Annotated in this window: 12 protein-coding genes; 3 read left to right on the forward strand and 9 right to left on the reverse strand. The window is 67.1% G+C overall.

The window, feature by feature from the left end:
• Nucleotides 1–132: 132 nt before the first annotated feature.
• Nucleotides 133–1,350 (reverse strand): site-2 protease family protein, encoded by a 1,218-nt coding sequence (locus VM054_00985; GenBank protein ID HUT97631.1) that lies wholly within the window; start codon nucleotides 1,348–1,350, stop codon nucleotides 133–135.
• 40 nt (nucleotides 1,351–1,390) lie between these two features.
• Entirely contained in the window at nucleotides 1,391–1,834 is a 444-nt protein-coding gene (gene ruvX / locus VM054_00990; protein ID HUT97632.1) for a Holliday junction resolvase RuvX, read from the reverse strand.
• A 134-nt stretch (nucleotides 1,835–1,968) separates the two neighbouring features.
• Between ruvX and VM054_00995 the strand changes: the two genes are divergently transcribed.
• Nucleotides 1,969–2,190 carry a cold shock domain-containing protein gene (locus VM054_00995; protein ID HUT97633.1) on the forward strand — a complete coding sequence of 74 codons (222 nt, stop codon included), beginning with the start codon at nucleotides 1,969–1,971 and terminating at the stop codon, nucleotides 2,188–2,190.
• Nucleotides 2,191–2,317: 127 nt separating this feature from the next.
• On the opposite strand, the gene VM054_01000 is transcribed toward VM054_00995, so the two are convergent.
• The 5 genes from VM054_01000 to VM054_01020 all read right to left on the reverse strand — a co-directional run bounded on the left by VM054_01000 (nucleotide 2,318) and on the right by VM054_01020 (nucleotide 6,556).
• Nucleotides 2,318–3,352 carry a hypothetical protein gene (locus tag VM054_01000; GenBank protein ID HUT97634.1) on the reverse strand — a complete coding sequence of 345 codons (1,035 nt, stop codon included), beginning with the start codon at nucleotides 3,350–3,352 and terminating at the stop codon, nucleotides 2,318–2,320.
• A gap of 170 nt (nucleotides 3,353–3,522) precedes the next feature.
• Nucleotides 3,523–4,377: a metal ABC transporter permease gene (locus tag VM054_01005; protein HUT97635.1), complete on the reverse strand. Its 855-nt coding sequence runs from the start codon at nucleotides 4,375–4,377 to the stop codon at nucleotides 3,523–3,525.
• A gap of 66 nt (nucleotides 4,378–4,443) precedes the next feature.
• On the reverse strand, nucleotides 4,444–5,211 hold the full coding sequence (locus VM054_01010; protein HUT97636.1) for a metal ABC transporter ATP-binding protein: 768 nt from the start codon (nucleotides 5,209–5,211) through the stop codon (nucleotides 4,444–4,446).
• Nucleotides 5,208–6,131, reverse strand: coding sequence for a metal ABC transporter substrate-binding protein (locus tag VM054_01015; protein HUT97637.1), 924 nt, complete (start codon nucleotides 6,129–6,131; stop codon nucleotides 5,208–5,210). The genes VM054_01010 and VM054_01015 overlap by 4 nt, the downstream gene beginning before the upstream one ends.
• Nucleotides 6,128–6,556, reverse strand: coding sequence for a Fur family transcriptional regulator (locus VM054_01020; GenBank protein ID HUT97638.1), 429 nt, complete (start codon nucleotides 6,554–6,556; stop codon nucleotides 6,128–6,130). Before VM054_01020 ends, VM054_01015 begins: the two co-directional genes overlap by 4 nt.
• A 240-nt stretch (nucleotides 6,557–6,796) precedes the next feature.
• Between VM054_01020 and VM054_01025 the strand changes: the two genes are divergently transcribed.
• Entirely contained in the window at nucleotides 6,797–9,937 is a 3,141-nt protein-coding gene (locus tag VM054_01025) for a DUF3160 domain-containing protein (protein ID HUT97639.1), read from the forward strand.
• 3 nt (nucleotides 9,938–9,940) lie between these two features.
• Nucleotides 9,941–12,493, forward strand: coding sequence for a HEAT repeat domain-containing protein (locus VM054_01030; protein HUT97640.1), 2,553 nt, complete (start codon nucleotides 9,941–9,943; stop codon nucleotides 12,491–12,493).
• A gap of 64 nt (nucleotides 12,494–12,557) precedes the next feature.
• Here VM054_01030 and VM054_01035 read toward each other — a convergent pair whose 3' ends face one another.
• Both VM054_01035 and VM054_01040 read right to left on the reverse strand, forming a co-directional pair.
• On the reverse strand, nucleotides 12,558–13,553 hold the full coding sequence (locus VM054_01035) for a carboxypeptidase-like regulatory domain-containing protein (GenBank protein HUT97641.1): 996 nt from the start codon (nucleotides 13,551–13,553) through the stop codon (nucleotides 12,558–12,560).
• A gap of 75 nt (nucleotides 13,554–13,628) precedes the next feature.
• Nucleotides 13,629–14,505: dTDP-glucose 4,6-dehydratase (locus tag VM054_01040; protein ID HUT97642.1), on the reverse strand; the 877-nt coding region annotated here is incomplete at its 5' end.

Consider the following 14,505-nt stretch of genomic DNA (forward strand, 5'->3'; position numbering starts at 1 on the left):
GAAGATTTCCCTCTCCCGGCGGGAGCGGCGTCCGACGGGCCGGGGTGAGGGTCGGGGGCGGGAACGTAGAAAACGCGGCGGCCCGCAGGGGACTCATCCCACGGGATCGCCCTACATATGTAGTGGATAACCCTAGAATCCCGGCAGGGGCACCGGAGTCAGGCAGAGCAGGAAGAGCAGAATCGCCCCGACGGCGCCCAGCGTGCGGCCCCGGCCCAGCGGCGTGACGTCGTCCAGGGGCGCGGGCCTCTTCCGGGCGACGAAGAAGAGGACCCCGATCCACACCAGCCACCCGGGCCAGAAGAAGGCGAAGAACAACAGGGCGACCACCATCAGACTCCCCAGCGGCTTGTACGCCCTGCGCAGGCCGGCGAAGACGATGTGGCCGCCATCCAACTGCCCCACGGGGACCAGGTTGAGCGCGGTCACGAGGAACCCCAGCCAGCCGGCGAAGGCCACCGGGTGCAGGAGGAGGACCTCGTCCGGGGCCAACGTACCCACTACGGCGAGCTGGAGTAGCTTAAAGAGGGGCGGCATGTTTACCAACATGGACGCCGTGGGCTCGTCGAAGAAGCGCATGGTGATCAGCCCCGGCTGGCCGTAGGTCAGCTCGAACTCGGGCCAGTAGAGCGGTACCGCCGTCCGGGGGTCCAGCTTTACCACCTCGGACAGGGTCAGGCCGATGATGGTGACAATGATCGCCGCGACGACCCCGGCCAGCGGTCCGGCGATTCCGATGTCGAAGAGGGCCCGGCGGTCGGGCACCGGCGAGCGCATGCGGATGACCGCCCCCGCCGTACCGAGGAGCGGATTCGGCACGGGTAAAAGTAAAGGTAACGTGGCGCTGACCCCGTGGCGCCGGGCGGCGATGTAGTGTCCAAACTCGTGGGCCAGGAGAATGCCGAGGAGGGAGACGGCGAAGGGGAGCCCCAGATACCACAGCTCCGGATGCTCGAGGATGTCCACCCCGGCGTGCATCCCGCCGGCCCAGAGCACCGTCAGGACCGTCAGAACGGCGAAGACGAGCTGCGTCCGCCGGTTGAAGCCGCGACCGCTGCGCTTGGTCCCGATTTTCATGGCGGCGGTGTCGGCCGTGCCGGAGACCCGCGCCGTGTAACCCAGGGAATCGCACGTTTCTATGATTCCCCGAATCGCCTTTTTCGGTTCTCCGACGAGCTCGCCGGTGTAGTGGATAAGACGGGCGTCGTAGTGCTTTTGGAGAATCTCGATGTACGGGGCCAAACGGGGGGCGAGTTGGGCGGAGGCAATCGTAAAGGCCTCCAGCTCGCGCCGGAGGTTACGCGTCGGTTTCTTACGGAAGAGGGATGAGAAGAGGCTCATCGCAGGCATACCCACCGCGTAGTGGTTAATAGGCGAACAGGGTCATTCCTCACTCATCGGCGTCCGCCCGGCCCCGGCGGTCGAGGTAGGCCTGGAGGATGAGCGCCGCGGCGACGGCGTCCACTTTTCCCCTGGCCGACCGCGCGTCGAGACCGGCCTCGCGCAACGCGTCCTGTGCCACCCGGGACGTGTACCGCTCGTCGGAGAGGTGAATCGGCAGGTCCAGGTGGGATTCCAGATCGGCGAAAAACCCCTCGACGGCCGCGGCCGATTCGCCTCGGGTTCCATCCTCTTCGAGCGGCAGGCCGAGGACGACCTCGTCCACCCCCTCCTCGACGGCCGCCAGGCAGATGCGGCGCACGTCGGCCAGCGGGCTCCGGCGCTCCAAGACGCCGTGGGGCCGGGCGATTTTCCCCTCCGGATCCGACAGCGCCAGGCCGATCCGTTTCCCGCCGAAATCAATCCCCAGGCAGCGCATTCCGGCAGTATACACGAAGGACCGCCGGCGGGGAAGGGCGGTGTGTTTTGGGCTTGACGCCCGGAGGGGTAGTTGGTAAGGTTCCCTCTGCCGCAGTTAGGTGAATTTTACCAGGTCGGCCCGTCGGGGACGCCGGGAAGGTTTTAAAGATGTCCGAGGAGCTCCTCCGCGGGAAAGTCAAGTGGTTCAACGGCGCCAAGGGCTACGGCTTCGTCCAGCGGCCCGGTGCGCCCGACCTCTTCGTGCACTTCTCGGAAATCCTGGAGGAGCCCCCGGAGCTCGCCGAGGGTGAAGAGGTGGAGTTCGAGATGTTGGAGGACCCGCAGGGCAACCGGGCGGTCAAGGTGCGGCGGGTGAAGAAGGCGGAGTGAGACGGCGTGTCGGACGTTGAATTTTAGGGGCCGGACGGCCCCTTTTTTATTGTGTTTTTTATCACCTCGGGATCCCACGGCTGTTCGGAACCCGCCCGACTGTTCGCCCCGACCGCGTCCCGAATCTCTACTCCTCCTCCGGCCAATAAATGGCCTTGAGAGCTTGCAGATTTCCGGAAACTCGGGGGTAAGTCTCGATGAACGCGATCCACTCGCCGGCGGGATCGAAGAGGATGTACTCGTACTCGGTTTCGTCGGGAAGGGTCTTGGGCTCGATGACATCGGAGAAAACGCCGGTGGCGATGTCGTACTCACAGAGGAAGTGTGAGGAGGTGTCCCCCGGGCCGGTGGTGGTGCGCTGGAACACGACGCGGTTACCGAGGGGGTCCACGCTGGGCAGATTCACCTCGTCCGCCTGCACGGGGGTCAGCAGCTCGTAGCTGCCGTCGAGGTAAATGCGGGCCATGGCGTGCTCGGTCTCGGAGAGGTTGACGGCGGTGACGATGGAGTCGCCCGTCGGCCACCAGCAGAAGTGGCGAGTGTCGAAGAGGTCCGGTTCGACGGTGAAGAACTGCGTTTCCGTTTCCGTGGCCCTATCGAAAACGGCGAAAGCAAACTGGTCACTCCGATAGAGGTCCACCCAATAGCCAAACCCGGAGCCGTCGGGGGTGAAATGGAGGTCGTAGCGTTGCTGGTTGTCGTCAATGAAGAAGCGGTCCTCCATTCTGTCATCGCCGTAATCGCGGAAGATATAACCGGAGAGACCAAAGCCACTGTAGTAATAGGGTCGTGCACGACCGGTATAGACGTAATCCGCCGCCTCGTCCACGCAAGAGCTGTAGGAGATAAAATCTAAGGAAGAGAATGATCTATAGTACAGGCGCTTTTGTCCAAACAGGCCATATTCAACCAAGAATCCTGGGCTGTTAAAGTACAAGCCGTTGACGCACGTAACGTAGATGCTCTCGCCATCCCCGGCCCATTGGAGTTGTTGCATGTCGGAATAAGTATTTGACGGTGCCCAGACGGTGCACACCGTCCCTTTTGGCGGGTGGTCGGTGCTGAAGACCTCGCCCTTGCCGGGCCCACTGACCAGGTCGCAGGACAGAATGAGGCAGGCTGCGAGCAGAACCCAACCGAAACCCGCTTTTCGTTGGGACATCCGAACCCTCGTTAAGTCATCGTCAGAATCATCTTTTATTATCGGGTCAGCCTTGTCAAGGGATGAATCTGTCAATCGAGAGGAGGATTCGTCCGCAGCGGCCGTACCATTGGGCGCGGACCCCCGGACGAGCGGAGCCCATACGCTCCGTTCCGACCGGATGGGCCCTTTCACGGGCTCTTGGCCTTCCTCGCCAGCCTGATGGGGACGGACGCCCCGAAGAGGACGGCCCCGAGGAGGATGATCGTCGCCCCGGTGGAGGTGTTGAGGTACACGCTCAGAATTGTCCCCCCCACGGCGGAGAGGGCCCCGAGACCGGCCGACCACCAGAAGAGAGAGCCCTGGTTCCGGGCGATGTTGCGGGCGGTCGCCGCGGGGAGAATCAACAGCGCCGTAACGAAGAGCAGCCCCACCGCCCGGATGGCCACCGCCACTATCCCCGCCACCAGCGCCGCGTGGGCGTATTCCAGGGCCGCCACGCGGACTCCCGACGCCTTCGCCACCTCCGGGCTCACCGCCGTCAGCGCCAGGCGGTTGAAGAAGAAGACCGAGAAGGCCACCGCCACGACCAGCGCGCCGAAGGCCAGGTACACCTCGGCCTCGGTGAGCGCCAGGATGTCGCCGTAGATGTAGGTCAGCATCTCCCGCCCCAGCCCCCGAAACGCGCTCAGCAAAACTATCCCCAGGGCCATCACCGCGGAGAAGACCACCCCCACGGTCGCGTCGCCGGAGAGGTGCCCCCGCCGCCGCAGCGCCGTTATCCCCAGGCCGACGAAAACGGCGAACCCGACGAGGCCGACGTAGGGCGAGACACCGGCCAGCAGGCCGACCGCCACCCCGGCGAAGCTGGAGTGGCTGACCGCGTTGGTGAAGAAGCTCATCCGGTGCCCCAGCACGCCGACCCCGACGATGCCGCAGGCGGCGGCGAGCAAGAGGCCGCCCACCAGGGCGCGGTTCAAGAACGACGCCCCGGCGAGGGCCTGGGGGAGCAGATGGTTCAGCAACTGGTAGAGCGGCTCGAACATCGTGGGCGGTTTGGTCGCATTCCGGAAAGGGTTCGTTGCTCGACGCCTCGGGGGGCCGTTTTCCGGCTACCCATCCCTGGGGTGGTGGTCGTGGAGGAAGAGGCTCACGTCCCGCCCGTACATGGCGGCGATGGTTTCCGGCGAGATGGTCTCCCGGGTGCACCCCACCCCCATCAGTCGCCGGTTGAGGCAGACGACCCGCCGGGCGTGGGCGGAGACGACGGAGAGGTCGTGACTGACCAGGACGGTGGTCAGGCCGCGCTCCTCGGTGAGCTCGGCCAGGAGCGCGGCGAAGAGCTCGCCCCCGACCGCGTCTATCCCGGAGGCCGGCTCGTCCAGTAACAGCACGTCCGGGCCGCCGTTCCTCCCCGCCAGGGCCGCCGCCAGGAGCACCCGCTGGCGCTCCCCACCGGAGAGGACGCCCAGGGGCCGATCGGCCAGATTCTCCGCCCGCATGGCCCCGAGCTGGCGCCGCGCCTCGTCGCCCGCCGAACGACTCCGCCCGAGCCACAGCGGCCGGTGCTGGAGCTTGAGGAGCAGGAAATCCATCACCGTCAGCGGCGAGCCTTCGTCCACCCCCAGCGCTTGGGGGACGTACCCGAAGCTCGGGCGGTGCGGGAAACTTGGGAAAACGACACGGCCCTCGTAGGGCACGAGCCCCAGGATGGCCTTGAGCAGCGTGGTTTTGCCCGCGCCGTTGGGTCCGATGACCGCGGTGATGACACCGGTCGGGACGTCGGCGGTGACGTCTTCCAGGACGACCCGATCGCCCAGGCGGACCGTGACGTTCGCCAGGCTGATCGCCGGTCTATCCACTACACCGGATTCGGTCATCGCCCTCCCAGGGCGGCGTCGAGGTTTTCCAGATTTTTCTCCATCACTTCGAGGAATCGGCCGGGGTCGGTGCCGCCGGTGGTGCAGGGGTCCAGGACGTAAACCGGAACCTCCGCATCCCGGGCGATGTTGCGTGCCGATCCTTCGGGGTAACCGGGCTCGACGAAGACGGCGGCGGCGCCTTTATTTCGGATCATTCCTACCAGCCGGAGCATCTCCCCGGCCGAGGGGGACGCGCCCGGCGTGAGCATCACCACGCCGGCGATTTCCAGGTCCAGGTCCCGGGCCAGGTAGCCGAAGGCGTCGTGGTTGGTGACGATGGCGCGGTTCGGCCACCCCCGGGCGGCGGTGAGCATCTTTTCGTAGAGCGCCTCTAGCCGGGCGATGAACTCCGCCGCGTTGGCGCGGTAGGCGTCGGCGTGGGCCGGGTCCGCCTCCGCCAAGGCGTCGCGGATGTTCTGCGTCATCCGCACGGCGTTGCGGGGGGAGACCCAGAGGTGGGGGTCCCACTCCCCGTGCTCGTCGCCGTGCGGTTCTCCCTGATGATTGTGGAAGGTGAGGGGCAGGGGCTCGATGCCTTCCCCGGCCGTCACGATTTCGGTCCCCTCGGGCAGGTCGGCCAGGGCGTCCCCGAGGAACCCCTCGAGGCCCAGGCCGTTGAGGATGACCAGGTCGGCGCGGTTTAGTTTTAACAGGTCCCCCGGGACGAGCTGGTAGTTGTGAATATCGCCGGCCTCGGGGCTGACCAGGACGTCCACCGTGACGCCCGTCGTATTACCCACTACATTTTCGGTAAGAAGGTATATCGGTAAAATACTAGCCACTACGGTGAGGCCGCCTCCGTCCTCGACCACCTCCCCCCCACCGCAGGAGAGGAGGAGGGTCGAGGGGATGAACGCTAGGAAAGCGCGGACCTTCATTTCTCCTCGACCTCCGGCTCATCGGGACGGAGCGCGTTTGAACATCCGGGGCAGAGCCCGCTCAGGTTCAGCTCAACCCCCTCCACCACGTACCGCATCGGCAGGGCGGGGCGGGGGACGGGGACCGTTTCGAGGCAGGTTGTGATCCCACACGCGTCACAGGTGAAGTGGGCGTGGGCGTGGTCCGAGGCGCCGAAGCGCGTCGCCGCCCCCGTGGTTATCCGCCGCAGAAGTCCGGCCTCGGCGAGGTCGTTCAGCACCCGGTAGAGGGTGACACGGTCGAGCCTGGGCTCCAGCCGTTCCTCGATCTCCGCGTGGCTCAACGGCCGGTCGCCGGCGAGGATGACGTCCAGGGTCCGCACGCGCGGGTCGGTGCAGCGCAGGCCTTTCTTTTTCAGCAACACCCCGGCGGTCTCGGTTTTCAACTTCAGTCCCCGGTGAAATGCATCCGCCGATGGATTCGTAGATTACACTCACGGCTATCGTCGGCGGGAGACGGGCGGCCAGCCCTCGGGATTATAACGCAACTATGTTGCAGATGCAAGTGGATTGCTTCTCTATCGGTTGACAACGCTGGGCCCCGCCGGTAGGATTAGCCCGCCCGAGTACACACAGGCGCGCCCCCGGGGTTTTCCCGCACGCGCCCCTTCAGCCGGAAGTCGGTCATGCCCCACCCCATCCAGCGGCTCAAAGAGTGGTTCGGCGGTCTCTCCCCGGCCAGGAAGTGGATCTACCCCATCGTCACGGTGCTCCTGATCGGTGGAATCACCGTCGGCCTGGTCATCCTCCTGTCCGTCCCCGCCGAGGCGGGGCGGCTGGTGCCCGAGGGGGTGGAGATTGTCGAGGCGAAGCTCCCCTCCCCCGTGCAGATAACCACGGGCGAGGGCAACGACAGCACGCCGGCCGTCTCGCCGGACGGCACCCTGGTGGCCTTCGCCTCCGACCGGAGCGGCAACTCCGATCTTTACGTCGTCCCCGCCGCCGGGGGCGAGCTGCACCAGCTCACCCATTCCACCTCGGACGAAAAGGACCCCCACTACTCGCCCGACGGCTCCTCCCTGGTCTATGTCTCGCGGGTCGAGGGCGATTACGACGTCTGGGTGATGGACGCCCGTGGCGGGGGTGAGCTGCGGCTGACCCACCACGAGGGGGACGAGACGGAGCCCCGGTGGAGCCCGATTCAGTTCCAGAGCGACACCCTCCACTACCGCGTCCTCTACGGTTCCGCGGAGGGACCGTTCACCGTTCGCGAGGACGGCTCGGACAGACAACCGGTCGCGCTCCCCGTCGAAGGGGTGTCCCATCTGCGCTGGACGCCCCACGGCCTCGGCGTACTGGGGGAGGCGGAAACCGACGAGGGGGTCACCGTGGTGGCCACCGGGCTGGAGGGTATTTTCCCCGTCGAGGGGGTTCACGGCCGCGGGCCGCTCCTTTCCCCAAACATGACGGGCCTCCTGTTCATCGGCAGCCTGAACGGCAACCACCGCATCTACTACTACGAGCCCTCCCGCGGTCGGCTCCTCAAGCTCAACCCCCTTTCCGAGCCCGGCCGGTTGGCCTGGGCGCCCGACGGTTCCGGCTTCTACTACACCGACCTGGTGGACGGCTTCAGTAAGATTTTCTACCAACCGCTCCCCCTGCCGCTCTCCGACGTGACGAACCTCTGGCAGTACGACCTGCGGCCCGAGCAGCTCGACGCCCTCGAGCGGAGTTCGTTGATTTACGGCGACCGACGCTGGCCCCTCTTCGATCAGCCCTACCTGGAGGAGTCCCCGGGAGACGTCGTCTTCGCCTCTTCCTACACCCGGCCGACCTACGTCACCGCCGACGCCCTCGAGGAGCTGACCGACTACTACCTCGACTTCCTCCTCCTGGCCCTGGAGGAGGACACGGCGCGCCTGGAGCTCGTCAATTTCTACTTCGCCCTCGACGCCCGGCTGAAACAGGAGATACACCAGCTCGAGGAGGCCCGCTCCTACGCGCTGGCCAACCCCGAGTCGCTCCTGGTGGCCCAGGTCGGCGGCGTGGCGGCCTACGACGTCCTGATGGACCACCTCCGATTCCTCGCCTCTTACGTCGAGGTGGGGGGGGAGCTCCTGGTCCCGGCCAACGTCGTGCGCGCCGGAATCACGAACCCCGACGCCTTCCAGGCCGCCACGGCCATCCGGGGCGGGGCGGGACCGGCCCCCGTCGTCAGCCGGGGGAATGACGGCTACCCCGCCGAGTTCTTCCAGGCGCCGGACTGGGTGCGGCGGACCAGCGAGGCGGCCGCCGGGTTCTACCGCGGCTACAACTGGGCCAGCCGCGTCAAGTTCCGCCTGACCGACCGGGATCAGACCCTCGAGGCGCTCATTCTCACCTACCTTCTCGGCTCCGGCGAGCTGCGCTCCAGTTGGGGCCGCCTCGACGACGCCTTCGCCTTCCAGTTCGGCGAGGCCGACGACTTCGACGTGGACACCCTGGACGACCTGATGCGCGAGTCCTACGGCGCCGACGTCACCCTGGCCGAGCTGGCCGATCCCGAGGGGCTGGCCCGCTTCACGGAGGCCGTGGCCGGGATTCAGGCCAAGATTGCCGAGGACAATCCCGAAGAGGCCGAGAAAGAGCCGACCTTCGCCCTCTTTGCCGAGCGGACGTGGCCGTTGGAGGTCTACCTGGCCACTCTGCGCAGCCCCGCCGTCGGAACGGACGAGACGCGCCGCCCGAGCGCGGGCCTCTTGGACATCGCCGCCGCCGACGGGAGCGAGGCGGCCTGGAAGCAACTTTTCGACGCGCAGGGCGAGGGCGGATACGCCGGTTTCGAGGAAGCGCTGAACGCGGTCAAGGGCGATCTGCGCCGCCACGACGACGGGCTCTTCTACGGCTGGATGCGCGCCCTGCGACCTTTCCTCGCCACGCCGGAGTCGCCGGAGGGGGAGGAGGAATCCGGTCCTGCGGTGGGCATCGCAGCCCTTCGCGCCGCCTACGCGTTCTGCGGTGGGTTGCTGGCGCTGACCACGGAGCCGATGGCCCTCGAGAGCGAGCCCGCGGTGCCCCCCTCGATCGGGACGACCGGCGAGACGCCCGCGCTCCCCCTTCCCTACGTGTACGTCGAACCCTCTCCGGAGCTCTTCGAGCGTCTGGCGGGGCTGGTCAAGAGCCAACACGACCTGTTGCGCGAGACGGGGCTCTTCCCCGAATTCGCCCCCCTGGCCGGGAGCGAGGCGCTGGCCGCGGTCCAGGCGGCCGAGCTGGCCCGCCAACGGGAGAATCCCACGGCCGAGGAGCTTCTGGAGGAGGCCCCCGCCGCCGGGGAGGCCCTGGTTCTCAGCGGAATCCGGGTGGAGGACGTGTACCGCCGGTTCTACGACCTCTTGACCCGCCTGGGGACCATCGCCCGCCAGCAGGTCTCCGGCGTGCCCCTCACCCCGGATGACCAGTACTACCTCCTCCGGTTCGGCCAGTTGATGCGCGAGCTCACCCGGGACACCTTCCGGCAGGGCTCGCTGGGTTATTTGCCGGGAACCGCCTGCGCCCGGGTCGCCAACTTCGAGGCCGACGAGGGGTATTTGGCGCTGGGGCTGGGCGAGGCCGAGGAGCTGCTGCGAATCGTGCCCCGTCCCGGGGGCGGCCGTCTGCTCGTCGTCGGCGCCGCTTACGGGTACTACGAGATGGGGCGTCGGACGCCCATGCTCCTCTCCGATTGGCTGGGTCAGGTGGCGGCCGAACCACCGCCGATCCGCCCGGGGTGGACCGCCTCCTTCGCCCCCGAACCCGGTCCCCGGACGAGCGGGACGGAGAACGTTCCAAACGAGCCGAAGGGGTAAACCATGCGCCGCGGTGTCATCCTCCTCCTCATTTTGGCCACTACGGTCCTGGCCGAAGCGGTCGAATCGTCCTCCGGCGAGGAGCTGGCCTATCTGGCCCAGGAACTCGGCTGGGCCCAGAGCGTCCCGGAGCGTCTCGAGCTTCTGGCGCAGATCCAGGCCAAACTGGAGGGGAGAACCACCGGAACGGTCACACCCAGCGGCTTGTACGCCGCCGTGGCGGCCGAGGCGAGCGATCCCGACGTCGCCCTGCGGCGTATGGCCGTCACGCTCCTCGGCCTGTTGGACGATGACCGCTGCGTGGCTTTTTTCGCCAACAACGCCGCCGAGGAGAAGGATTACGAGGTCCGGCGCAGAATCGTCGAGGCGCTGGGCCGCTACACGGGTGAAGGGCCGGCCGACGCCATCGGCTGCCTCGTGGATACCTGGCGCTCGGACGATTACCGATTGCGCGAGCTGGCCCTCTCCTCCTGGCGGAACACCGGTGGAGCCCTGCCCGCCCTGGCCGACCGCGCCGTCCACCTGCTCGAGGACGACCCCTACCCGCAGGTGCGGACGGCCGCCGCGGAGGCGCTGCTGGGCATCGAGGCCGTCCGCGGGCGCTACGATTACTACGGTCGGGTGTACGAGGTGTACCGGAACGAGAGCGACCCCGGGGTGAAGGGTGCCCTGCTGAGCGTGCTGGGCTTCACCGGCGTCCCCGAATCCCTGCCGGTCCTCTCCGAGGCCCTGGAGGATCCCGCGCTGTTCCGCGCCGCCATCGGGGGGCTCGGCTATATGGACGCCGACGAGAGCCGGAGGCTTCTCCGCGACGCCTTCTGGAGCGATGAGGCGACCAACGAGGACCGCCTGGACGTCCTCGAGTCCCTCGCCCGCCTGGCGGACGACGATGCCGTCGAAATGGCGGAATGGCTCCTGGAGCACGATCCGACCGGCGATGAGGCCGGAGTGCTGGCGGCCCTGACTTTCCACCCCGACCCCGCCGGAATCGGGATGTTGGGGGACTTTATCCGGCGCGACCCCCCGCCGCCCGGCGAACGACTGACCGCCGCCTGCGGTCTGTTGGGGCGGATGGCCGTCGCGGCCGAGGCCGTCGGGGAACGGCGCCGGTCCGACGACGCGCTTCAGGCCCTGCAGGAGGTCTATTCCGGGGCGTTCGACGGCCCGGTGTACGACGCGGCGACCGCGGCCCTCATCGCGGCGGTGGACGACGCGTCCCGGCTCGAACCGCCGGTCGCCATGCTGAAACGGGTCGAGTACGCCGACGCCCTGTCCGCCCTGGGCGATTTATACGCCGCAAAGGGCGACGACGGAACCGGAGTGGCGCTCCTGGAATATCTCGGTGTGGAGCCGCCCCTGGCGAAATGCCTGGTCGTCATCGAGACGCTCGGGAGGCTGGGTTATTCGGGCGCGGTTCTCCTACTGTCCACCTACGCCCGGGAGACGAAGCCCGGTACTGTGGAGACCTCGTCGGCCGCCCTGCGGGCCCTGGGGCGGATCGGTGACCGCCGCGCCGCGCCGGTCTTCGCCGAGGTGCTGGAGGACCCCGCCGCCGTGCCGACCAGGTTGACCGCCGCCGCCGAGGCCGCCGTGGACGCCGGCGACCCCAGCCTGGTCTACCCCCTGATGGAGCTCCTGGAGCGGGGATTGGACTGGCAGACGCGGGCCGCCGCCGCCCGGGCCCTGGGCGTCCTGGGGAGCCCGGAGGCGCTGGCCGCCGTGGGACGGGCCATGGCCACCGACCCGAGCAAGACCGTCCGCGGGGAATCTTTCCTGGCCTACTGCCGCTTGACCGACGAGGAGGGGCTTCCACTCCTGTTCACCTTCCTGGCCGGCCACGATATCGGCCTGGACGACGAGGCGATGGGCGCGCTCGGCGACCTCTTCGACCGGCTCGGCGGGGAGACGGTGGAGGGGCTCCTGGCACACCCAGAGCCCGAGGCGCGCCGGCTCGTAGTCTGGTATCTGGCCCGGCGGGGGGAGCCCGGCGACCGGGAGCTCGTCGAGGCGGCCCTGGGCGACATCAACCTGTTGGTAAACGTGGCCGCGGCCGAGGGGCTCGGGCTCATGGGTGATCCCGCCTCCGCCCCGGTCCTCCTGGCCGCCTTCAAAGAAACCTTCGAGCCCTACTACGCCTCCCGCAAGGACCTGAGCTTCAACGAGCGCAACGTGAACCTCTTGCGCCGGACCATCGAGGACGCCTTCTTCGCCCTGGGCGTGGACCCGGGAAACGTCACCGCGGGAGCGGTCGCCCACGTTGACGAGGTCGAGGTCGTCGAGGAGACCCCGCCCGAGCGGATGAAGGTTGCCGCCGACGCCCTACGCCTGCGCGACGCCCCCTCAACCGCCACCGGGGTGAAAATCGGCCTCCTCTCCGCGGGTGAGGTGGTGGAGGTGCTGGAGGTTTCCGGCGACTGGGCCCGGGTCCGGACCGTCGCCGGCCTGACCGGCTGGGCCTGCATCCGGCTCGAGGGCGAGACGTTCCTCGTCCCCACCGACGAGCCGCTGGTCCCCGAGGAAATACCCGTGGAGCCTGAGATGCCCGACGCGGAATAACGCCGTCCGTCACCATTAAAAAAAGCGGACCCGCGGGGGTCCGCCTGTTTACGCCGATGAGGGGTCACTTCCGGGCGCCCTCGGGCTGGTTGAAGATGAAGTACACCAGCACGGTGCGCACCTGGTCGTCGAGCTGGGCCTCGTTGTGGAAGGTGGTGTAGCCCACCTTGCCCGCGCCGTAGGAGAAGTCCACCATCAGCGGCGCGTCTTCCGCCGAGCCGTCGTAATACTCGATGTCGCCCTGGAGGAGGACCTCGGTCCCCGGACCGGCATCCAGGATGACCGCCCAACAGCCCAGGTTGTAATAAATATCCACGGTGTGGCTGCCCAGGTAGTCCTCGAGCTCTTGGCGCATGACTTCGCCGGTGACGGTGCCCTCTTCGCCCCACAGGGGTCCACCGTCCCCTTCCAGGTCCAGGAACTCGATGGCGTCGGGCCAGACCGCCTCGATGTACTCCCACTCCCAGTCCGAGGCGTAGAGGTAGCCGCCCTCGTCCACGAAGCGCTCCAGGTTGGCGATTACGTCGGCGTCGGAGGCCCAATCGGTGTCGGAGCCGCAGTTCAGGAAAAGCATCTGCAAGGGTTCCAGGTTGCTCCAGTCGGCTAGGTCGGCATCGGAGAGCGTGGTGTAGTCGTAGCCCAGTTCGTCGAGAATGTCCTCGATGGAATCGAAATACCCGGGAACGACAGCGATTTCGCTGGAATCAATCTCGAGGTCGAGCCTGACGTCCTCGTCGAAGTCGCCGGGGACGTTCACGTCAGTTTCGGCGTGGAAGCCGCCCTTGGAGGCCTCCAGGAGGGCGCCGCCGTCAGGCAGCTCCTGGTCGAAGACGAACTCGCCCTCGGTATCGGTGGTCGTCGTGTAATCCGCGGCGAGTACGCCGTAGTACGTCAGCTCGACCAGCGCGCCGGCCACCGGGGTCTCGCCATCCGCGGCGTAGACGTAGCCGGAGAGGTGGTCGGGGTCGAAGCTGTCGCCGTTTCCGTCGGGGCCGGTGGTGGTGGCGCAGCCCAGGAACACTAAAAAGACCGCCAGTAAAGGTACAGTCAGTTTGTGCATGATTTTTCCTCCAGGTTTGTGGGGTGATTGTATTGCGTAAGTATAGACCCTCGCAGTGGGTTTTTCGAGGCCTCTTCACGCGCGGCCCTGGTCGCGGTAGTACCGCTTCCACCACCGCTTGAACTCGCCGGACTTTATCTTCTCCCACCATTCCTTGTTCTTCTTGTACCAGGCCACGGTCTCGCGGATTCCCTCGGCGAACTCGTGCTCCGGCTCCCAGCCCAGCTCCCGAATCTTGCCCGAGTCCAGGGCGTAGCGGTAGTCGTGGCCGGGGCGGTCGGGGACGCGCTTGAGTAGTTTTTTATCGGCGCCCACGGCGTCCAGGATGGCCCCCCCCATCTCCATCGTGTTCAGGAGGGTCCCCCCGCCGACGTTGTACGCCTCGCCGTTCTCGCCCTTTTCGATTAAAAGCAGAATCGCCCGGCAGTGGTCGCGGACGTGAATCCAGTCGCGCACCGCCTCGCCGGTGCCGTACACCGGGCAGGGCTTGCCCTCGATGGCGTTGGTAATGAAGAGCGGCACCAGCTTTTCCGGGTACTGGCGCGGGCCGTAGTTGTTCGACGACCGGCTGATGACCACCGGCACGCCGTGGGTGGCCCAGTAGGAATACGCCAGGCGGTCGGCGGCCGCTTTGCTCGCCGCGTACGGGTTGCGCGGCATCAAGGGGTCGGTTTCTTTACTAAATCCTTCCAGCACCTCGCCGTAGATTTCGTCGGTGGAGACCTGGACGAAGCGCTTGACGCCCAGTTCCCTGGCCGCTTCCAGGAGCACGAAGGCGCCGAAGACGTCGGTTTTTATGAACGCGTCGGCGGCCACGATGGAGCGGTCCACGTGGGTTTCGGCGGCGAAGTTGACCACCGCGTCGCAGCCGTCCATGGCGCCCAGCGCGTCGGCGCGCACCGACACGTCGCCCTTCAAAAAGGTGATGTCGCCCCAGACCGCGTCGAGGTTG

Source organism: bacterium (assembly GCA_035528375.1).
Lineage (GTDB): Bacteria > RBG-13-66-14 > RBG-13-66-14 > RBG-13-66-14 > RBG-13-66-14 > RBG-13-66-14.